The sequence below is a fragment of the Nostoc sp. CCY 9925 genome, from assembly GCF_963920935.1.
Classification (GTDB): Bacteria; Cyanobacteriota; Cyanobacteriia; order Cyanobacteriales; family Nostocaceae; genus Nostoc.
This window is the reverse complement of record NZ_CAWUDO010000015.1, coordinates 84,898-106,556: the sequence shown is the minus strand read 5'-3', so window position 1 is coordinate 106,556 and position 21,659 is coordinate 84,898. Positions and strand designations below refer to the sequence as shown.

Here is a 21,659-nt window from a genome sequence, read left to right as displayed (position 1 = left end):
AAAAAATCAGAATAATATTTGATAAATAAATATAGCGATCGTACTATAGCAATTTTATTTGAGTTGTGAAAAATATCAGTGGTCGGTGTTAAGCATCAACAGCAATCAATCAAGAATCAATTGTGCTAATAATTATTAATAAAATCAATCAATGCCATGAGTAACTTTCAAATCAATATCGATTTCAGCAATATAGATTTAGCTGCCCTAGAGACAGAAGACGATTTGGAAAGAGAGGCAAAAATATTATTGCCAAAGGTACTGGTAAAACTAGGTGAAAGCGTTGGCGAAAAGACATGGGAAGAATTACAGCAAAAACTCAACGTATCTGGAGGTAAACTCAAATCTTCTCAAAGCGAGAAACGTCGGTTTATTCAAGAAACAGGAAGAACTTATCAACGAAATGCCAGCAACAGAGAAAGGCAAGAGTTACAAGTATATATACTAGAGCAATTACGCCAGCACAAGCAGCAAAGTTCTAGGTAATTAGCACACTCATCTTGAGTTCGGTCAAAGGAACTGGGCATTGGGATCGGTGGGAAGTGTGGTCAGGATGGCATTGGTATTAAGTTAAAGCCTCAAAGGATAGGAAGCTTTGTTATAACCTCCCCTCACACTCCCCACTTTCTAGTCCTTAGGATGCAATAAGTTTTCACCTTCAGTAGATGCGGCGATCGCATTTTCCATAAGTTAATAACTTAGTAGGCGCATTATTAATGCCATCCCAGAAACGCGTGCATTTTAATACCAAGTGTTAGTATTACATTGTAATAAGAATAATGCCCAAAAAATCCATATCTCTAAAAGAACTACGGTTACTAATTGTCGATGACGACCCTGATACAAGAAAGATACTTGCTATTTTGTTTAAATTAGAGGGAGCAGAAGTTATCGCAGTTGGTTCAGCCCTGGAAGCTTTGGAAGCAATGTTATATTTTAAACCAGACATTTTGATCTGTGATATTTGTTTACCAGGTGAAGACGGCTACTCCCTACTGGAGAAAGTTAGAACACTGAACAAACAACAAACGCAACCAGAAATTCCAGCTATTGCTCTGACAGCATTCGTTCATGAAGAAGACCGTACCTATGCATTGTTAGCAGGTTTTCAGGGTCATTTGTACAAGCCGATTGACTTGAAAGAGTTAGTTTCTGTAGTTACTAATTTAATTGAGCTAAGCACTAGTTATAACTAATACGATTTTCGATTTTAGCTTTGCAGCTGTCGCCTGCCATAAACCTCTGCCCCTCACAAACGATTATTATTATTATTATTATTTGATTGACACCTATTTTTTGAAAGTCTTATGTGGGAGAGCGTTGGTGAGTTTTACCTCGCTCATTAATCTTCAATATTTAGATGCGTTTGCCCTGGTAGATAGTCCCAAAACAATGATTAGGAGCAAATCTAGAAACTCTTATGGGATAAGAGGCGTTTTTAATTCACATGAAGTGTGAGTTAGTAAATCTTCAAACAAAACCAGCTTTTTCTACCTAGACTGAACTCAAAAATTAAAATTTATATTTATAAAAAACGTTACATTTTCTGAATAGCCAACATGCTAAACATTGCTCAAACTGTATTTAAACGCAAAATCTTCAGCACTATTGGTCTACCAATTATATTGTTGTTGTCATTGTCAGGAATTTCTATTTGGCAAATTACTCGCCTGCTTTTGGTAATGAACTGGGTCGAACATACCGACCAAGTAATTGCTCAAGCCCACCTTACTCAAAAACTATTAGTCGATTTGGAAACCGGAGTACGCGGTTATCAACTTACAGGAAATCCTGAATTTCTTCAGCCTTATCAACAATCTAATTCTCAAATTAATGCTGCTTTTGATAAACTAGGCAACTTAGTTTCAGATAATCCTGCACAGACTCAACGTTTAAAACTGATTCGAGTCCAGCAGACAAATTGGAATCGTCAATTTTCCCAAGCGATCGCCCGTAAAGAACGCGGTGAAGTTGAACCCATCGCAGGTTTTGAGGCTCGCAAACGCATTATGGACAGAATGCGAAACGAAATTGCTAATTTTATCGCCACTGAGGAGCAACTACGCAATCAGCGTACTCAAACGGTGCAAGCAACAACAATGCAAGTTATTCTCACCAGTATTGCTTTAGCAATAGTAATTGGTATTTTTTTAGCTTACTTTATTTGGCGACAAGTTCGGCAAGTATCTCAAACTTATCAAACAGCGCTTATAACAGCAGAGCAGCAAACAGAAAATGCCCAACAGCAGGCACAACAGGCTCAACGTGCTGCCCAACGACTAGCTGCTTTAAATAATATTGACAGAGCAATTTTAAGAGCTGAATCGATTGAATCTCTGATTAGTAATGCTCTAGCTAAAATGCGTCAAATTCTACCTTACCAGCAAGCATTTGTAGCTGTGTTTGATTTTGAAACATCTACAAGCAAAATTATCGCAGGTAGCACTACTACTGGAGAATTACGACCGCCAATTGGCACTCAAATGTCATTGACTGACTTTGCAGCTAACACAACCGAGTTACAAAACATTCGCTATATAGCTGATTTGGCAACAGCACAGTCCTGTCCGCCGATATTAGCACAGTTGCGTTCTCAAGGATTACGCTGTAGTATTTGTCTTCCTATGTTTGCCAAAGAAATACTATTTGGCGAACTTAACTTGTCGACAACTGTTGTTGATGGTTTTGATGACGAAGCCCACAATATTGCTTCTGAAGTCACCGCTCAGTTAGCGATCGCTATCCAACAATCTCTGCTACGCGAACAACTTCAAAGTTACGCTAATGAACTGGAACAGCGTGTTATTGAGCGCACCGCACAGTTGCAAGAAACAAATCAAGAGCTAGAAGCGTTCACTTACACGATATCGCACGATTTACGGGCACCATTACGGACTATGCAAGGCTTTGCTCAAGCATTGGAAGAGGACTATACAGACAAACTGGACTCAGTTGGGCAAGAATACATTGAATATATTACAGAGGGTGCAGTACAAATGGACACCCTAATTGCCGATCTCTTGGCATACAGCCGTCTCAGCCGTGCCGAAATTCAAATGCAAGAAGTTGATTTAACTAGTGTTGTCAAAGAAGCTTTAAAACAAGTAAGTACAGAACTACAGGAACAGCAAGCCCAAGTCACGATAGCAAAACCATTACCCGCAGCGATCGCTCACCGCTCTACCCTTGTCCAGGTAGTAACCAATCTACTCAGTAATGCGATGAAATTTGTGCAGCCTGGAATACAACCAAAGGTAGAAATATACGCCAAAGAACAGCATAATTACATACAATTATTTGTATCAGACAACGGCATCGGCATTGCGCCAGAACATCAAGAGCGCATTTTTCGAGTCTTTGAACGACTGCATGGCATTGAAATCTATCCAGGTACTGGTATTGGTTTAGCCATTGTCCGTAAAGGGGTAGAGCGAATGAACGGTCGAACTGGGGTAGAATCGCAATTAGGTGCCGGTAGTCGCTTTTGGATTGCTTTGCCAAAAGCTGTTTCTCATAGCAATGATACTGATGACGCAAGTACTCCGCATTCTGATAATTGATGACAATCCAGGCGATCGGGCCTTAGTGATGCGAGAACTGAGGCGAGAATTTCCGCAATTGCAAGCTCAAGAAATTCGCGAAGCTGCTGGTTTTGCTAGTGCAATAGCAGCCGGTGAATTCGATTTAGTTATTACCGACTATCAACTGGGCTGGAGTACTGGACTAGAAGTTTTACATACCATTAAGCAGCAATATCCTAACTGTCCAGTAATTATGTTTACTAATACAGGTAGTGAAGAAATTGCGGTAGAGGCAATGAAGTCTGGGCTAGATGATTATGTCCTCAAATCACCCAACCGCTACATTCGCATACCCTCTGCTGTGCGAGTTGCACTAGAACGAATACAAATCAAACAACGAGCTACCTTACTCGAAATTCGTCTCCAAGGTTTACTCAACCAATTAAAATTGGGTATATTTCGTACTCACCTAGATGGAAATTTTATTGAGTGTAACCCAGCGTTTCTGGAATTATTGGGGCTGGATTCATTATCACAAGCCTCAGCAATGAATCTATTGAATATCCCTGAATACTACTCAGTACTACAACAACTGCCGCCACCTCAACACCAAGAACAAGAGATTCAATTACAACGAGCAAATGGAAGCCTCATCTGGGTAGAGTTAAGCATAGCTTTAAATACAGTTGAGGGACAACAGGTACTAGATGGCTTAATAGAAGATATTACATTTCGGAAACAGGCTGAAATTGAAATTCAACAACTCAACCTCACCTTAGAGGAGCGAGTCAGGGAGCGCACTGCTGAATTAGAAGTAGCAAATCGAGATTTAACACAGACAAATCAGCTTTTAGCAGTCGCTAATCAAGATTTAGAAGCATTTACTTATTCAATTTCCCACGATCTGCGAGAACCATTACGCGCTATCCAAGCATTTGGTTCAATCCTCCTAGAGAATCAAGATAGGCAATCTGACTTAGAGAACCAACAAAACTATTTGCAACGTATTATTGCAAGTACACAGTAAGCAGACAAGCTTGTTCAAGATCTGCTTGAATACAGTCGCCTCAGCCGAACTGAAGTGCCATTACGAGCTGTTAACTTATCTTTATTGATGACACAAATACTTAGACAGCTAGAACTAGAATTAACACAGCGACAGACGAGAGTGCAAATTGAAGAACCTTTAGCTGAAGTTACGGCGAACCCTACTATTTTGATTCAAGTAATTACCAATTTGCTAACCAATGCGATTAAATTTGTTGCACCAGGAGTCCAACCTCAGTTACGGATATGGACTGAGAAACGTAATGGATTGGTTCGCTTATGGGTGCAAGACAATGGCATTGGTATTGAGGAAACATATCAAGAACGCATTTTTAATGTTTTTGAGCGTCTACACAGTTCTGAAGTTTATCCTGGCAGCGGTATCGGCTTAGCAATTGTCCGTAAAGGAGTCAAACGTATGAATGGGCAAGTTGGTGTAGAATCACAACCTGGAGAGGGAAGCCGATTTTGGTTAGATTTACCTATAATATAGGACTCATATTTGATTTTTGGGAAGCTAGGTACACTTAATCTTCTAGAATCCTCTTGCCTATTGCCTTTAAGAACAAAAATTTCATGAGTAAAGAGCAAGAAACTATTCTGCTTGTAGAGGATAATCACAAAGATGTGCTTCTGCTGCAACGAGCGCTCCGCAAGGCTAACATTTTAAATCCAGTTCAGGTTGTAAATGATGGCGATGCAGCAGTATTATATCTGTCTGGACAGGAACCTTATGGCGATCGCACCCGTTATCCCTTGCCTGTACTAATCTTGCTCGATCTCAAACTACCCCGCAGATCTGGAATTGAGGTTTTGATGTGGTTACGCGAGCAACCAAAACTCAAGCGCTTACCAGTCGTAGTTCTCACCTCATCTCAGGAGTATACGGACATCAATAATGTCTATGATATAAGTGTAAATGCTTACATAGTTAAGCCAGTTATGTTTAATGAATTAGTAGAAATTGTTATAACCCTTAATCTCCACTGGATTATTTTTAACCAAAAACCGCAAATTTAAACTGTGCGAACATTTTTGGCTTTTTTGTCCTCATTGGCTATAAACTGACTATCGCTCCTAACAGTTCTTGGTCATAACTGAATGGCACGAAGATAAGGCAGGAGGCAGGAGGCAGGAGGCAGAAGGAAAAGAAAATAAAAACCCGAAAGTTTTGCAGCACAAAGATTTCATAACTTCTGCCTCCTGCCCTCTGCCTCCTGCCTCACCCCAAGAAATAGCTTTACAAGCGTGCCATTCGGTCATAACTGAGTACTTCTACGGCTGATTAAGCAAGATTACTGATATTTAAATTGATTTTCCCAAATTGCAAAAATAGTTTCGTAATTCTACTATGTTTTTCTCTGAATATAGTTGTATTTTTAAAGGAGCAAATATTTATTGACGGAGATTTGATTTATGAACTTATCAAATAAAGCCAGTTTGAATAACAGTTTGTTAAACCAGATACGATATCAGCTTGAGGCTGTAGAAATACATAATTATAATCTTGCCAGACTCTTGTGCAAAATTATTCCCTCAAATTGTCCTTTTGAAAGAACTGTGAAAATTCTAGGTCGGACTCTTTTTCGTATTCCACCTTTGTGTAAACTAAACCCCCTCTATGAACAAGTAGTTGGCCTGCGTTTTAAGTGTTTATTGTATTTAGTAGATGAATGTGGTGAAGATGCTACAAAATATTGTTAAATATAAGTTTCCTTGACATAAAGAGAATTAAAAAAAATTCTCTAGATGGAAACTTATAAATAATATTTCAACCCTTACTATTTAGATGTATAAGCTAATGAGCATTTAAGTTGCATAAAACCAGGGATAGAGCCGCTTACTACAAGCGAATCACTCTGGAAAAATGAATGACGATTAGCTTAGTAAGGAACAGACAAAAGTTGTACGTCCCCAACAAGGTATTTGTATCAACCTAAAAGTGAAAAGGTATTACTGCTGGATTGGTATCTCAATCACAAACTCAGTTCCTTTTCCAGGAGTAGAATTACAGGTTAACTGACCTTTGTGTTTCTCTACAACTATCTGATAGCTAATAGATAATCCTAACCCCGTACCACTACCGACTGGTTTAGTAGTAAAAAATGGGTCAAAGATTTTCTTCCTCACTGTTTCGGTCATCCCAGAACCATTATCAGCAATGCCAATCTGCAAGGTATTGGAACCTACTAGTTCAGTATAAATGCGAATTTGTGGTCTATTCAATAGTTCAGAGTTGTTGACTTTTGGCTCATCCAAAGCATCGATCGCATTACTCAAAATATTCATAAATACTTGATTAAGTTGACCAGCATAACAACTAACTTTGGGTATATGTGCATATTCTTTAATAACTTCTATTTCCGGAAAATCGCTCTTTTCCTTGAATCGATGCTGTAAAATCATCAAGGTATTGTCAATACCTTCATGAATATCAACAGGCTTCATTTCTGACTCATCCAGGCGGGAGAAGTTACGTAAACCTAAAACTATATTGCGAATCCGAAAACTTCCTATTTTCATAGAATCAAGAACCTTAGGCAAATCTTCAGCTAAGAAATCTACATCAATTTGTGTAGATTTTTCCTGAACTAAATCCGAAGGATTGGCATATTCTTGCTGATAGATGGCAAGTAAATCTAGTAAATCTTTGGTATATTCACTAGCATGACCAATATTGCCATGAATAAAGTTAATCGGGTTATTAATTTCATGAGCGATTCCTGCCACCATTTGACCCAAGGAAGACATTTTTTCGCTTTGAACTAATTGGGTTTGGGTGCGTTGTAGTTGTTGTAGAGCTTGTTGTAGATGTTGATTTTTATTGTGTAGTTCTTGTGTTCTAGCTTCTACTTTTGCTTCTAAACTATGACTGTATTCCTCTAAGTGTTGATTTGCTTGTGCTAAATTCTTATAGAGTATGGCATTCTCTAAGGAAATTGCCGCTTGGGTGGTAAGCAGTTTTAGAACTTCCACGCGATCGCCTGTAAATGCTCCGGTAGTTAAATTATTTTCTAGATAAAGAATCCCAAACAATTTACCTTGATTGATAATTGGAATACACAAGAGACTCTTAGGCTGCTCGCGAATAATGTAGCGATCGCCTGCTAAGAAAGCAACAGTCTGAGCATCATCAACCACAAAGACTTCTCCAGTGCGTTTCACATATTTCATCAACGTAATGGGAACATCGTTGCTGGACTCTAGAGAAGTTGATGGGAACTGTGTAGAGATAGATGCAAAATTTGAACTAGAACTGATAGCAGTGACGCTTAATTCTAAGTTATTATTCTCACTCAAAATCAAAGCAGATTTAGAAGCTCCGGCATTTTTAATTACAACTTGCATTAATGTAGAAAGCAGTTGCTCCATCTCAATTTCTCCAGAGAGTGCTTGAGAGGCTGCGATTACAGCTGCTAAATCCAGCGAGTCAGAAATGCTTGTATTAGAACTGATGAGTGTTTGATGACTACTTTGGTTTGATATAAATTGAGAATTAGGAACAGTGATTTTTTCAGATAATTCTAAGCTAAGTTTTTCTTGCTGAAGTATTGGCATGAGTAATTGGGGATAGCGTTTTGCCAAATCATTAACTTTGACTGTTGCTCCCCAGCGAACGTAGCAATAATAAGCATCGCTAAGATATGTTTGAGCAAATTTCTCTTTTCCCCATTCAAGATAAAATCTAGCTGTCAGTTCATTAGCCAGAGCTTCTTCATTAAGATACTCATTTTTTTTAGCCAGAGAAATGGCGCGATCGTAAGATTCTATTGCTTCGAGATATTGACCTGTAACGCGATATCGTTCAGCCTCTACCAAATAAAATTTGTGTAGATAATTCATTGGAGCGTGATGCGCCCATTTCTGCATCTTTTCTTGATTAGCTTGTACCCGATCGAGAATGTATTTTTGTTCAGAATCAGGCGTGTCAGGATAAATTATCAATCTTGCCAGAGAATCGTAAAAATAGAAAAGAGGGACTTGGATTTGTCCTGTAACAGTTGCTAAATATTTTTCTGCCAAGGTGGCATTTTTCACTGCTTGAGAAAAATCTTGAAATAAGTAACATAGATATAGTTTGCTCAAATATAAAGCAAAAAGACTACCTCCATCCTTACTGTTCAGGTGAAACTGCAACATTTTCTCCTCGTCGTAGACTTCACCAGTTAAACGACAAGGATTTTCTTCCGAACCTAGCAAGTTTAAGGCACTTTGCCGATAAATAGCATTCCAGTTAAACGTTCTCTCTTGTTTGATTTGGCCAATGGCATAATGATAGGTTGCCATCTCCTGTTTTAATAGAGTTAGTTCTTTACCAATGAAATACGAACAACAGGAATAATTGTAAAGAGCATAGGCAGCATACTCTAAATCTCCTGTTTCCAGTCCAGTCGCATAACCTTCCAGTAGAGATGTTAATATTTCTCTGGGGTGTTCCTTCCAATGTCGGATAACTGCATTAAAAGAATTTATAATTTTTGCTTTGACTTCTTTGGCATTCAACTTATCCAACATGAGCAAAGCTAGTTTGCCAAATTTGTGACCAGATTCAATATCTTCCATTACACAACAAAGAATAACTCCGTAATTCATGTATGCGTAGGAAGATAAGGAAGCATTACCATACTGAAGTGATAACTTAATTTGCTTAAATACAAACAACGGGAAAAGCCCAGGAACACTTTGGTAAGCAGCAGAAATTGTACTGGTGATGATACGCATGACGGCAAGTGGTTCGGCTGCCGTCATTTCTGGTAGGTTAATTAAATCTTCAATGCATTTCCCACTTAAATCTGATGTGATTTCTGCCATTGCCATCTGAAAATCAGACTGACTGGGATTCTCAGGAAATTCTACTCCTAATAACTTCAAAAATGGTAGTGCAATGTTGATGGCTTCTAGTGCTTTACCTTGTGTGCCGTAAGCTTGAATTTTGACTTTTGAGACTTTTACTTTTTCTAGTAATGTTTTAGCTTGTGCTAAGACAACATCAATTAATTGCTCCATTTGCTCAAATTCGCCAGCTAGGTATGCTGCTTCTGCTGCTGTTTCATACAAAGCTAAAGTGAGTTCATATTGTGTTTCCCACCTATCAGATGAGAGGAGTTCTATCCCAGCAATCAAATATTTTATTGCTGCTGCATAAGCTGTTGATGCTAAAGCTTTACGTCCAGCCATAAAATTCATTTGGGCTATTTCATCACGCTTAGTCTGGTGAGCAATCAGTTCTAATGCAGTATTGAATTGATTAACAAGTTGAAAAATCTTTTCTTCTCGTTGGTCTACCGGGATATTATCGAACAGTAATAGTCCAATTTTTAAATGAATTTGCTTCCTGTCACTTTCAGAAATTAAAGAATAAGCAGCTTGTTGTACTCTATCGTGTATAAATTTGTATTTAGGAATTGGAAAACTACTACTGAAAGATTCTGTAGGATTTAAATTTTGGAAAATTTCAGTTGAACTATTACCATGATGAAAGAATTTATAATGCTCAGTCTGAGGTAAAACGATCCCCTCATGTATAGCTATCCATAAGTCAGATGCTGTATCTAATACAGATTTTTCATGGGCGATCGCCAGAGTATTTAAGTCAAATTCATTGCCGATGCAGGCAGCCAGTTTCAATACCTCTTGCGTCACTATTGGCAACTTTTCTATTTGCCGTCCCATAAAGCCTACAACATCGTCGGTGAGAGCTAATGCGTATATTTCTGCTAAGTCATACTGCCAATAGCCTACATCAAAGTTAAATTTAATGATGCCATCTTGATGTAAGGACTTGAGAAATTGAGTTGCAAAAAAGGGATTACCTTTTGTTTTGGCAAACACCATTTGCCCCAGAGGAATAGCAATCTCTTTATGGCAACCAAGGGTATCAGTAATCAAACAATTTAAATTATCTTGGTTTAGAGGTACTAAGGTAATCTGATTAATATTGGTTACTGCTTTTTCAATTTCCTTTAATGTTAAATAAAGTGGGTGTCCTTGGTAAACTTCGTTGTCCCGATATGCACCAATTAGTAAAAAATATCCTTCAGTTTGAGTAATTTTTGGTTCTTGATCGGCTCCCCAAGGATCGCCGTCAAATATAGGATTCCATAAGTTTTCTTTAGTTTCTGATGAAACTAATTCAGAATTTTTATTAAGTTCATTAATTCGACTCATCAATAGTTGAATAAATTTCAAAGAAGCTGAGTCTGCCCATTGCAAGTCATCCAAAAAAATAACTAAAGGGTGCTCTTTAGTGCTGAATACCTGGATGAATCTTTGGAATAATAAATTAAATCGATTTTGCACAGCACTGCCAGATAGTTCAGGAATTTCTGGCTGTTTGCCAATTATCTGTTCTAGGGCAGGAATCACATCAATAATTACTTGCGCTTGTTCACCTAACGCCAAGAGAATTTTGTCTTTCCATTCTTGAATTTGAGCATCAGTTTCTACCAGTATTTGTGCCATCAAATCTTGAAAAGCTTGTACTAATGCTGACAATGGAATATCACGTTGAAATTGGTCAAATTTACCTTTGATGAAATAACTGCGCTGTCTAGCAATAGGTTTATGTACTTCATTGACTATGGCGGTTTTACCAATGCCAGAAAGCCCAGTGACTAGTATCATTTCTGTTGTACCTCTAGCTACTCGCTCAAAGGCTGCTAGTAAGGTGGCAACTTCTTGTTGACGACCATAAAGTTTTTCCGGGATGAGAAAACGGTCTGAAATATCTTTAGTTGCTAACTCAAAGATGGCAATATTACCGCTTTCTTGCCATTGATGATAGCAAGTTTCTAAGTCATACTTAAGTCCGTAGGCACTCTGATAGCGGTCTTCAGCATTTTTGGCCATCAATTTGCTCACAATTGCAGACAAAATTTGCGGATAATTAGGATTAACTTGGTGTATGCTTGGTGGTTGTTTAGCAATGTGAGCGTGAACCAACTCCATGGGTTCAGTGTTAGTGAAGGGTAACTGTCCAGTCAGGAGTTCAAAAAAGGTCACGCCTAAGGAATAGAAATCGCTGCGGTAATCAATACCACGGTTCATCCTGCCTGTTTGTTCTGGTGATATATAAGCTAGTGTCCCTTCTAAGACGTTAGGATTTTTTAGGTATTGGATTTCTCTTGGTAGCAGAGTGGCAATACTAAAGTCGATAATTTTGACTTCCAGAGTCTTAGGGTTAATCAGGATATTGGCGGGTTTGATATCTTTATGAATAATGCGACTGCGATGCAATTCTTCTAAAGTAGATGCGATCGCTATGCCAATATGAAAAAATTCTCTTAGTGTAACCCCATATTGTAATTTGTTATACCTTCCCCAATCTTTGAGCGATATCCCACCAAAGTCCTCCATGATTAAGGCATAGCCACTGCCATAGTTTTCTAAGCACAGAGGTTGAACTATTCCTGGTAAGTTGAGATTTTTGGTAATTGTATACTGATTACGGAATTGAGCAATTTCACTGAAGGTAGGACACTCATTTCGTATCAGTTTAATAATAACAGGTGTTTGACTTTGTTCTTTAACGCCCCGAAAAACTAGTGTTTTGCTGCCACAATAGATTTGTTCTAAAATTCTATATCCAGCAAGAGCGTATATTTTATCAGATAAAACTAACATTGCAGCAGTCTTCACAATATTTTTACTGGGCTTAGTATTCCCTTTAATTTTCAATTAATTAACGCCGAAAGGAGCGATCGCACTACTTACGAAAAGGCGATGAACCTAAATGGTCTTCTAGATAATCTGCCATCATCTGTTTCATGTCAGCAATCATACCACCAACATCTCCACCATCCTTCACAATCTCTTTTTCCTGCTGTATAAGATAACTCATGCCTTTGTAGAGAGCTTTCGTTACCCGCGCAATCTGCCAGCCCTGGATGGGATTCACATCGGGACAAACCCGTAGCAGTAAATCGTAGATGGTTGCCAGTATCTCGCGATCGACCCGTTGAGCCGCTTGTACCAGAGTTCCTTCCCCTTCCTGCCCAGCATTGAGATGTCTAAAGCCAGGATGTTTGCGTTCAAAGGCAATCATGGGGTCAATCACGCGATCGACCATCGCAGCAAAATCTAAACCGGACACATCCTGTTGTAGAGCAGCCACCGTATTACTGCCCAATTGCTGCATATATCGCTCCCCCAAGGCTTTTAAAATTGTCTCCTTGTTAGAAAAATACTGGTACACCGACCCAACTGAAATACCCGCTCGATCGGCTAAGGCATTGGTGTTGATAGCTTCTGCCCCTCCTTCTGCCAGCAAATCGGCGGCAGTATCCAGGATTAAATTGCGCCGTCGCTGACCACGCTCCCCTGAGGGACTGCGGCGGATTTTATCAGATGTCAGATTACCATCCTCTGAAACGGGTGACTTGACTGTTTTGTTGCCTGGAGATTGACGATGTGAGCTTTTGCTCATATACTTTCAAATATGGATGTGAGTAATAGCTCACATTAGCAAAGTTCGGACTAAATCTACAAGAAATGCGATCGCCAGGGGATAACTATCATGAGTGGCAAAACAGCGTTTGTGACTGGAGCGACAGGTCTGCTTGGTAGTAATCTTTGCCAATTGCTAGTATCGCAAGGATGGCAAGTCAAGGGGTTGGTTCGGTCTATTGATAAGGCTAAACGCTTCCTCAAAAACAGCCCAATTCAATTTGTTCAAGGTGATATCGAGAATGTATCTGCCTTTGCTCAAGCATTAAAGGGAGTAGATGTGGTGTTCCACACGGCAGCCTTTTTCCGGGAGTATTACCAGCCAGGTAGTCATTGGGAGAAGATGAAGCGCATCAACGTCGATGCCACAATAGAGCTTTTGCAAGCAGCAGAGGCACAAGGAGTGGCACGAACGATTTTCACCTCATCAAGTGGGGTGATTCAGACACACCCAAATGAGGCTGCTACTGAAACAGCTGCTTATAGCAACTTCGCTGAAAATAACCTCTATTTCAAAACTAAGATTTTGGCAGAACGCGAAATTTATCAGTTTCTGGACACCAGTCGCATGGATGTGGTGATGATTTTGCCTGGTTGGATGATGGGCCCTGGTGATGCCGCACCGACTTCTGCGGGGCAACTGGTGTTGGATCTATTGGCAAGTAAGCTACCGGGGATAGTTAATGGTGGTGCTTCATTGACTGATGTTCGGGATGTGGCGGCAGCTATGGTTACCGCTGCCGAACGAGGGAAACGGGGTGAGCGTTACATTGTAGCGGGGCCACTGAAAACCATGAAGGATATTGCCTTAGAACTGGAAGCGATTTCAGGTGTGAAAGCTCCTAGAATGGAAATTCCTGATTGGCTTGCACTCTCAATCGCATGGTTATTGGAAACCTGGGCAGGTTTGACGGGTGGGGTCAACCCTATGCCACTGGCTGGCGTTCAAACTTTGTTGGAAAAAGCGAACTTAAGTTCAGCCAAAGCTGGCCAAGAGTTGGGAGTAACCTTTCGCCCCTTCAAGGATACATTGAAAGATACGGTGTTGTGGTATCAGTCCCAAGGCTATCTATAGAATCCATATTTTTAATTAAACACGTTTGATATAGATGATCAGTTAGAGCAAAAAAACGACCCATTACAGTTAACTGGAGATACAGGTTTTTCTGACTGTATTGGTTGCCTATGTCTGGTTTGGGAAACGTTGCTCAAATATTCATCTACATCAATATAAACTGGCTTACCTCTGGTAAGCCTAATCTTTCTGACTCTAGTTGAAACATTGAATAGTTCTACAAGAACTTTCTGAGGATCGTCTTTACGCTCAAAGGTAAGTAGCAAGCCATCTGATACACAATTACCACCTTTATTTTGGGCAATACACATCACATTGTGATTATTCATTTTGCCAGTTGTAATGAACCTGAGATTACCCGCATCTGAATGTTTTTGAAATCTTGCTGTTACTTCTTGGCAGCGCCGTTCAGGAGTGTAACCTGAATTAATAAAAGCTTGAGATTGCCAGCCAATAAACTCAACAGTTTCTGTGGGAGTGTGTGCATAAGTAGTAGGAATACCTTGCTTGATCTCACAGACGTATTGTACTTTAAGTGGAGTTCTGGCTAGAGCGACAACAGGTAGAGCGATCGCAGCAGTAAACGTAACCAAAACTGGGAGAAAAAAATTAGTTTTCATACTATCAAGAAACAATCAAATTAGAAGTATTTTATTTACATTTGTTCTGTTTAATTGTTCTAACATTTGGAACCCTGACCTAAAAGAGAGTTGGGAGATTGACAATTATCAATTGTTTGATTTTTGCGAGTAGATGATAGTTGAGATTTTGGTTTATTATTTCTTTCTCTGGTTACCTGTCTTAACTTTTCAACTAAACCTGAGTTGCTTGGTTTGTCTCTTAAAGACCTGACTCTAGTTCCTATTGGTTTACTTATTACAACTGTAGTTTTAGAAGAATCAGATTTTTTGGTATTATTTGATTTGAGCTTAGATTTAGCTCCTTGGATGATTGCCTCTTTCTTGTCTTGCCAATATTGAGTAGCAGCAATCTTGTTTGCTGAACTTATGGCATCATTAAATCTATTTTGAGATAATGCAGTTTGCGCCACATTCAACAGTTGTTTATTGGAAGTAAATTCCTGTTGCCATTTAGCACTCAAATCTTGAGCTTCTTTATAATTAGAACTTTTTTGGGGAATATCTTTAGCTGTTAGAATAGCATTATCTACATCTCCTAACTGCTCATACTTTTGTGTCGCTTGTGTCAGAAGTTTTTGAGACCATTCATTAATGAGATTTTGAGCATCTTCAGAAAAAGGTTGATTAGCTGGAATTTTATCAACCTGCTTAATTGCTTGAGGAAAGTTAGACTGCGCTGCCAGAGCCTTAGCTTGAAAGATACGACATTCATTTAAGGTACTTACAAGCTCAGTTTTTGCTTGGAAATTTGATGATGAATTCTCACTTGAAAGACTCAGGCGAGTACCTTTTTCTATACATTTTTCATAATCTTTTGCTTGCTTTAAAGATTTAACATCTTGCACGCTTGCTAATAAATTTTGATTTTTATACCAATCAAAACTAAACATACCAAGTATACTGACAACAATAGCAAGACTTAATGTCACTACTATTGGAGATTTAACCACAGCGTTCGCTTTAGCCAAACCTACTGATTGCAAGTTGTTTGGAGAAACAGCTAAATCTGAAGTTGACGCTGTTGATGGTCTGGAATTATTTGCTGTTGTGTTTAATGGGTGTTGTCCAAATGAAAATACTGGATTAGTATCAAATCCAGTAGGAGGACAAGTATCCTGCTCGGTATCGAAGTATTGAAGGGGAAACTCTGGCTGGGTTGTTGAATATCCCGATTGAAACACCAAGGTTTTTAGTGCAGCCAGTACTTCTTTTGCAGACTCATAACGCTCTTGAAAGTGGTAGCGTACCATCTTATTGATAATACCAGCTAACGCAGGACTGACCTGAGCGTAGCTGTACCAGTCAACTTCACCTTTAGCATCCTCTTGCAATTGCTTATGATTTAGTCCTGTTAATGCTTGGATAGCTATAATTCCTAAGGCGTAAATATCACTGCTGAAGCGAGGTTTACCTCTTAGCTGTTCAGGTGGCATATAGCCTAAAGTGCCGACAGCAACAGAAGTGCTCATTTGGCTTTGTGCTGTAGCCAGTTGCATATTTATTTGCTTAACTACACCAAAATCAACCAGAACTAGTTTATTATCTTGCTGGCGGCGAATGATGTTGTTGGGTTTAACATCCCGATGGATAACGCCATTGCTGTGAACAAAGTCTAGAATCTCTAAGATTTCTTGCAGTAGTTGGACTACTTGGCTTTCACTCCAACGATCGCCAGGTAACAACTCTGTACTCAATAAATTGCCATCAATCAGTTCTTGAACTAAATAAAATTCCTGTTTTTCCTCAAAATAAGCTAAAAGCCGGGGAATGTGGGGATGATGACCTAGTTGTTCTAAGGCTTCTGCTTCTTTGGCAAATAAATGTCTAGCTGCTTCTAAAAAGGCAGGGTCAGAATTAGCTGGCTTGAGATGCTTAACAACACAAGTTGGATTACCTGGTCTGTGGAGATCTTGAGCTACATAAGTTTGTCCAAATCCCCCCGCACCCAGGATTTTTAATACTTGGTAATGCCCGGCTAGTAGCTGATCTAACATAGGCTTAACTTATATTTAAGGTAGGAAAATAGGATTAACATTATCTATGGCGGTTATCACTTAGGTATGCTATCTTTTGGCTTCAAGAGACGGAAAAAAGAATGTTTTAAATGTTTATTTCATTTTATGGTGTGTATTTTATTCTTTAGACAACGGTTATAAATTATTAATCAGCTTCACCAATCAAAGTGAAGCCAGCCCAATCTGTAGGATCTGGGGATTGTTGCATTGTCTTGAGCATTGCTTGACGTAGGGCTTGAGCTTTATCAGTCTCACCCTGAAAATTACGGTAAAACTCTAACATCAATGTTGTTGTAGTATCATCTGGCACTTCCCATAAAGAAACGATCGCACTAGCAGCACCCGCAGAAAGCAAAGACCGAGATAACCCAATCACCCCATCTCCCGTAATTACACCTCTACCTGTTTGACAAGCGCTCAGTACTACTAGTTCGGCATTGAGTTTCAAATTCAGTATTTCTCCTGGGGTGAGGAAGCCATTATCATTACCAGATGGAGCTAAAGCGATCGCACCAGGAACACCCAGTTGCTTGACTTCATCAAGTAAACCGTGGGTCGCTAAATGAACGATCCTGGCTTGGGGCATCTGCTTGAGGATATCTAGTTTAGTGGCGCGATCGCCTGTAATCGCTTTGGTCTGCAAAAGACTAGCAATTGTATTAGCTTCTTGTTCTGCACCAGGTAGCTGTGACAACTCATGAGGCGGATTTCCTACCTTAATTTTTGGCATAGTGGGATTACCTACAATTAAGATATCTTTTGCTACTCCTTGGCTGCGTTGTCTTTGCTGATTAGTCAAATCTAAGACTTGGATGGCAGGAGCAGAAACGATAGTGTGTTGTTCAATTAAGTACTTACCAGTGGTATCTTGCAGTGCTGCAAATGGAACTAACAACAGAAAATCTTGAGGAATGAAGATAACGCGAGCATTGGGGTCTTTGGGTAGCTGGTCAGCAATTGGTTGAATTAGGAGTTGATGTAGTTGCTTTAAACCTTGAGAAACTACTTCTGGATTTATAGAATTACTTGTTGCTGGATCGATGGCATCACGAGTGTTAATTACTATTTTTTTGAGTGACGTTTTTTGCTCCCGTAGTGACTTGAGATTAACTCGTTGTAAGGCTACTTCACCTGTAGGTTTAACCACCCAAATTAAGAGTTCTAATTCTGGTGCTTTTAGTTTACCTTGATGCAAAAAATCATCAGGAACAATTGAATATTCTACTAGTGTAGCTTTTTGCTGTTTAGCAATTTGTTTGATTTGAGCAATCGTTAAGGGAGCGATTTGTGAGGCTGACTTAGATTTAAGCTTTGTCTCCATTAACTCTACAAAAGCACGGGCGCGTCCTTGTTCAGAAGCTTCTAAAGATAGTTCTGGTTTATTCTGCGCTACTAAGATTTGTTGTAGTAAGTTATATGTTGTAATTTGGGTATCAAAAATTGATATTTTGCCCCCATCGTCTAATTCCTTTCTTAGAGAATCTAAAACCTTGACTGCAAGGCGGAGTTTATTTTCTGCCTCAACTAAATTGCCAGATAAAAATAGAGTATGTCCCAGGTTATTCAAACCTAGCGCCTCTGTTCGCCGATCGCCGATTTCTTGGGCAATCTTTAAACTTTGTTGCTGATGTTCAATGGCTTGGGGATAGTTGCGTAAGCTTTCATATGCAACCCCCAAACTGCTCAAAGCTGTTTGCTCGATGCTGCGGTTTTTGATTTGTTGCGCGATCGCTAAACTTTGCTGGTAGGATTCCACTGCTTTGCTATTATTGTTTTGAGCTTGATAAGCAGCTCCGAGATTATTAAGCGTACTTGCCTCACCTTCTCGGTTTTTAGTTTCTCGGGTGATCGCTAAACTTTGCACATATGACTCAACAGCCTGGGGATAGTTGCCCAATTCAGCAAAGACGATCCCTAAACTACCTAAAACAAAACCCTCTCCTGCACGATCTTTAGTTTCTCGTGCAATAGTTAAGCTCTGTTGCTGAGACTTAATCGCTTTGTCATATTCACCTATTGCTAAATAAGCATTACCCAAGTTGCCTAAAAGCTGTCCCTCAGATTGGCGGTCTTTAAGTTCTTGAAAAATGCTCAAAGCTTGTTGTTGATAACTAATAGCTTTGCTATATTCGCCTGTAGCTCTATAAGCAAGCCCCAGATTTCCTAAGGATTGTCCCTCACCTCGACGGTCTTTTAACTCTCGATAAACTATCAGTGCTTGTTGCCAAGATTGGATGGCTGGTACAAATTGACTAAGTTGATAGTGTTTCAGTCCTTGTTGCAAAAACTCATCTGCTTTGGTTTTAGCAGTTACTTGAGATTGGGCGATCGCTTGTGAACTAACAAACGGTACTGTTGCTAAAACAGGCATTAAAACGCTAGCCAAGATAGGAATGAGCTTAAGGATCAACTGATAGTTTGTTGTTAACATATTATTTGTTATTAAAAACTACGTTGCTATCTAATAAATTCCCATCAAAATTGAAGACTTGATTCAAACTTGTTTCGTCTTCTTTGTCTCCAGCATTGAGATTTGAGCCTGTTAATTCCCCTTGCCCATCATTGCTAAGTGTTAATTTCGTAGCATGACCACTGTCTTTGAGACGAGCAACCAACGATTCGTCTAGAGACAAAATTCCAAAACGCGAGGTGATTTGTGGGTTGCTGCCAACGTTATTGCTGTCATTGCTGCCAGGTTTTGTTTCACCAGGGTTTACAACACCGCCATCACTAACGCTGCCAGAACCACCACCATTTCCACCTCCGTCGGAACCGCCACTGTTTCCACCTCCGTCGGAACCGCCACCATTTCCACCTCCGACGGAACCGCCACCATTTCCACCTCCGACGGAACCGCCACCATTTCCACCTCCAACGGAGCCACCACCGCCATTTCCACCGCCGTCGGAGCCACCACCACCATTTCCACCCCCGTCGGAGCCACCGCCGCCATTTCCACCGCCGTCGGAGCCACCACCGCCATTTCCACCGCCGTCGGAGCCACCATTACCAGAGCTGAATGGTCTGCCTAAGGAAGACGTTACTAAGTTTGAATTATTTCCACCTCCAATCACAATGGCTCCAACAGTACCACTTATGCCATCGGAAAGCTCTATTAGCTCGTAGGTTTCATTCCTTGTCAAAGAAATAAAATTATTCTCAAGTTGCAATGGTAAATCATTAGAACCATCATCATTATTCAGTACAAATCCATCATCCTTCTTAGTAACATTGGGTCCCGACTTAAAATTGCTTTCTGGGCTAACAATAATGCGCTCATTGCTAGGTGTATTATCAGATACTGAAGTACCACCATGCCGGATAACTATATTACCACGTCCACCTACAGGTCTTACGATAATACTAGTTGGAAGGTTTAGTGTGTCTACCAAAGCAGTTTTGTCAGAGTTAACTAATTGCTCTCTTGGAATTCCTTTTTTTTCAAGAAACGCGATTAAGTCAGGGTCATCTTTGATTGTCACTGATTCAAACTGAAATAATCCAGAATCGAACGCCCCTAATGCTTGAAAAGTACCATAAGCTGTAATGTCAATACCGCCAGATCCAGCTTCAATAGTTTGGACTATGATGTTACCTTTTGTAGAAGACAAGATTGCAGGTGCATTATAATCATCATCTAGGTTTTGGAAGTCTTCTAAGACTACAATATTGCCTGCTGTAATATTACCAACCGCAGACAGTTTTAGAGAGCCGCTAATATTTTCATTATCTCCAATACTGATAATTCCTACTGTGATAGAACCTTTAGCAGTTAAATTTACAGCACTAATCTTAATAGAAGTATCGTCTAAAGGTATCTCGAAGTCTTTCGTAGTTCTTATATCTTCCGTAAGTGTAATGTTTTTTTGAGAATCAATTAGGAGAGCTAGGGCATTCACTTGTTTTGCAACCACATCTCCGTTCTCTACAACTAGGTCAGAACCAGTTAATGCAACTGTGCCATCGCTGTTGACTGTAATTCCTGTAGCGTTGCCACCATCACCACCAGTTAATAGTTGCGGTAAGGATAAAACTGGTAACGTCCAGTCGTTTGGCTGAGTACCATTTACTGTTGTTGGTTGTACATCTAGAGACAGTAGATTTCCTGCTTGACTAATCCGCACTACACTCTTACCTGGAACCGCCGCAACAGTAATCTGGCCCCCTGATGCTGATACTTCTCCGGTACTCACCACAGTACCACCCAAAAATGTCAAGTTTTGTCCTTCCCCAACACTTAAATTACCAGCGTTGATAATTGCCCCTGGCTTTTCCATAGTGAAAGCAAAAGCAGTTGGATTCCCTACGAGTTCTGCATAGTTGTTGTTACCAGTCGCATTAAACCAATTAGAACCAAATCCAATGCTGTTAGCTGTTGTTACTGTTAGGGATTTAGGCAAATTGAGGCTAGCGTTCGGCCCAAAAATAATCCCTGCTGGGTTCATTAAGAATAAGTTGGAGTTCCCGCCTGTAACCTGAATTAAACCATTAATTACAGAAGGATCGCCACCATTGATCCGAGTCAGAATGTTAGCGATTTCTGGTTTAGAAATAAAGTTAGCTATCTCGTCTTGATTGAGACCAAACTTGGTCAAACTATGGAACAAATTTGCTCCATCTTGAGAAGTTTGTCCACCAGTGATATTGAATTGGTTGCCCTCAGGAGTCACAACGGTATTTGTGCCGTCTACTGCTGGAGTAATTGATTGAGCCTGTACTTGCCCTACTCCAATAACTCCCAGCAAAGGGAGTGTTGTTAACCATACACCAATTCTATTCACTGCCAACTTCCTCGACTTAATACGTAGTCTTTTAGCAAATAGCTTTAGTCAATCTGTAGAATTTCGACCTTTCTGTTAAAAGTCTAGATTTTCGCCAAAGCTCGATATACAAATACACTTACTATTTGCTTGAT

Annotated in this window: 14 protein-coding genes; 8 read left to right on the top strand and 6 right to left on the bottom strand. The window is 39.8% G+C overall.

All coding sequences use genetic code 11. The features are described 5' to 3' along the window. The first annotated feature begins 156 nt into the window (after positions 1 to 156). From ACM0OY_RS11010 to ACM0OY_RS10980, 7 genes are all read left to right on the top strand, one after another. On the top strand, positions 157 to 486 hold the full coding sequence (locus ACM0OY_RS11010; RefSeq protein ID WP_414568893.1) for a hypothetical protein: 330 nt from the start codon (positions 157 to 159) through the stop codon (positions 484 to 486). Positions 487 to 779: 293 nt separating this feature from the next. Beyond that, positions 780 to 1,196 carry a response regulator gene (locus tag ACM0OY_RS11005; protein ID WP_414568892.1) on the top strand — a complete coding sequence of 139 codons (417 nt, stop codon included), beginning with the start codon at positions 780 to 782 and terminating at the stop codon, positions 1,194 to 1,196. Between the two features lie 363 nt (positions 1,197 to 1,559). Next, a complete protein-coding gene (locus ACM0OY_RS11000; RefSeq protein ID WP_414568891.1) occupies positions 1,560 to 3,560 on the top strand; it encodes a CHASE3 domain-containing protein in 2,001 nt (666 codons plus the stop codon). Further along, positions 3,529 to 4,548 (top strand): response regulator, encoded by a 1,020-nt coding sequence (locus ACM0OY_RS10995; RefSeq protein ID WP_414568890.1) that lies wholly within the window; start codon positions 3,529 to 3,531, stop codon positions 4,546 to 4,548. The genes ACM0OY_RS11000 and ACM0OY_RS10995 overlap by 32 nt, the downstream gene beginning before the upstream one ends. Before the next feature lie 87 nt (positions 4,549 to 4,635). Next, entirely contained in the window at positions 4,636 to 5,061 is a 426-nt protein-coding gene (locus ACM0OY_RS10990; RefSeq protein ID WP_414568889.1) for a sensor histidine kinase, read from the top strand. Positions 5,062 to 5,144: 83 nt separating this feature from the next. Continuing rightward, a complete protein-coding gene (locus ACM0OY_RS10985; RefSeq protein ID WP_414568888.1) occupies positions 5,145 to 5,588 on the top strand; it encodes a response regulator in 444 nt (147 codons plus the stop codon). 396 nt (positions 5,589 to 5,984) lie between these two features. Further along, a complete protein-coding gene (locus ACM0OY_RS10980; protein ID WP_414568887.1) occupies positions 5,985 to 6,272 on the top strand; it encodes a Mo-dependent nitrogenase C-terminal domain-containing protein in 288 nt (95 codons plus the stop codon). A 249-nt stretch (positions 6,273 to 6,521) separates the two neighbouring features. Here ACM0OY_RS10980 and ACM0OY_RS10975 read toward each other — a convergent pair whose 3' ends face one another. Together ACM0OY_RS10975 and ACM0OY_RS10970 are read right to left on the bottom strand one after the other, a co-directional pair. Next, positions 6,522 to 12,191 (bottom strand): AAA family ATPase, encoded by a 5,670-nt coding sequence (locus ACM0OY_RS10975; RefSeq protein ID WP_414568897.1) that lies wholly within the window; start codon positions 12,189 to 12,191, stop codon positions 6,522 to 6,524. An 82-nt stretch (positions 12,192 to 12,273) separates the two neighbouring features. Then, on the bottom strand, positions 12,274 to 12,993 hold the full coding sequence (locus ACM0OY_RS10970) for a TetR/AcrR family transcriptional regulator (protein WP_414568886.1): 720 nt from the start codon (positions 12,991 to 12,993) through the stop codon (positions 12,274 to 12,276). 90 nt (positions 12,994 to 13,083) lie between these two features. On the opposite strand from ACM0OY_RS10970, the gene ACM0OY_RS10965 reads away from it, so the two are divergent. Further along, on the top strand, positions 13,084 to 14,088 hold the full coding sequence (locus ACM0OY_RS10965) for an SDR family oxidoreductase (RefSeq protein WP_414568885.1): 1,005 nt from the start codon (positions 13,084 to 13,086) through the stop codon (positions 14,086 to 14,088). A gap of 38 nt (positions 14,089 to 14,126) precedes the next feature. Here ACM0OY_RS10965 and ACM0OY_RS10960 read toward each other — a convergent pair whose 3' ends face one another. From ACM0OY_RS10960 to ACM0OY_RS10945, 4 genes are all read right to left on the bottom strand, one after another. Continuing rightward, positions 14,127 to 14,708, bottom strand: a complete 582-nt coding sequence (locus ACM0OY_RS10960; protein ID WP_414568884.1) for a COP23 domain-containing protein — start codon at positions 14,706 to 14,708, stop codon at positions 14,127 to 14,129. Positions 14,709 to 14,767: 59 nt separating this feature from the next. Beyond that, entirely contained in the window at positions 14,768 to 16,723 is a 1,956-nt protein-coding gene (locus ACM0OY_RS10955; protein ID WP_414568883.1) for a protein kinase domain-containing protein, read from the bottom strand. A 166-nt stretch (positions 16,724 to 16,889) separates the two neighbouring features. Continuing rightward, positions 16,890 to 19,175 carry a CHAT domain-containing protein gene (locus tag ACM0OY_RS10950; RefSeq protein WP_414568882.1) on the bottom strand — a complete coding sequence of 762 codons (2,286 nt, stop codon included), beginning with the start codon at positions 19,173 to 19,175 and terminating at the stop codon, positions 16,890 to 16,892. 1 nt (position 19,176) lies between these two features. Next, the gene (locus tag ACM0OY_RS10945) at positions 19,177 to 21,525 is read right to left on the bottom strand and encodes a filamentous hemagglutinin N-terminal domain-containing protein (RefSeq protein WP_414568881.1); all 2,349 of its coding nucleotides are present in this window, start codon (positions 21,523 to 21,525) and stop codon (positions 19,177 to 19,179) included. Positions 21,526 to 21,659: the final 134 nt, after the last annotated feature.

Bases quoted from the DNA above. Each gene is read 5' to 3' on its own strand.
- ACM0OY_RS11010 (WP_414568893.1), top strand. From the start codon at position 157: ATGAGTAACTTTCAAATCAATATCGATTTCAGCAATATAGATTTAGCT.
- ACM0OY_RS11005 (WP_414568892.1), top strand. From the start codon at position 780: ATGCCCAAAAAATCCATATCTCTAAAAGAACTACGGTTACTAATTGTC.
- ACM0OY_RS11000 (WP_414568891.1), top strand. From the start codon at position 1,560: ATGCTAAACATTGCTCAAACTGTATTTAAACGCAAAATCTTCAGCACT.
- ACM0OY_RS10995 (WP_414568890.1), top strand. From the start codon at position 3,529: ATGACGCAAGTACTCCGCATTCTGATAATTGATGACAATCCAGGCGAT.
- ACM0OY_RS10990 (WP_414568889.1), top strand. From the start codon at position 4,636: ATGACACAAATACTTAGACAGCTAGAACTAGAATTAACACAGCGACAG.
- ACM0OY_RS10985 (WP_414568888.1), top strand. From the start codon at position 5,145: ATGAGTAAAGAGCAAGAAACTATTCTGCTTGTAGAGGATAATCACAAA.
- ACM0OY_RS10980 (WP_414568887.1), top strand. From the start codon at position 5,985: ATGAACTTATCAAATAAAGCCAGTTTGAATAACAGTTTGTTAAACCAG.
- ACM0OY_RS10975 (WP_414568897.1), bottom strand. From the start codon at position 12,191: ATGTTAGTTTTATCTGATAAAATATACGCTCTTGCTGGATATAGAATT.
- ACM0OY_RS10970 (WP_414568886.1), bottom strand. From the start codon at position 12,993: ATGAGCAAAAGCTCACATCGTCAATCTCCAGGCAACAAAACAGTCAAG.
- ACM0OY_RS10965 (WP_414568885.1), top strand. From the start codon at position 13,084: ATGAGTGGCAAAACAGCGTTTGTGACTGGAGCGACAGGTCTGCTTGGT.
- ACM0OY_RS10960 (WP_414568884.1), bottom strand. From the start codon at position 14,708: ATGAAAACTAATTTTTTTCTCCCAGTTTTGGTTACGTTTACTGCTGCG.
- ACM0OY_RS10955 (WP_414568883.1), bottom strand. From the start codon at position 16,723: ATGTTAGATCAGCTACTAGCCGGGCATTACCAAGTATTAAAAATCCTG.
- ACM0OY_RS10950 (WP_414568882.1), bottom strand. From the start codon at position 19,175: ATGTTAACAACAAACTATCAGTTGATCCTTAAGCTCATTCCTATCTTG.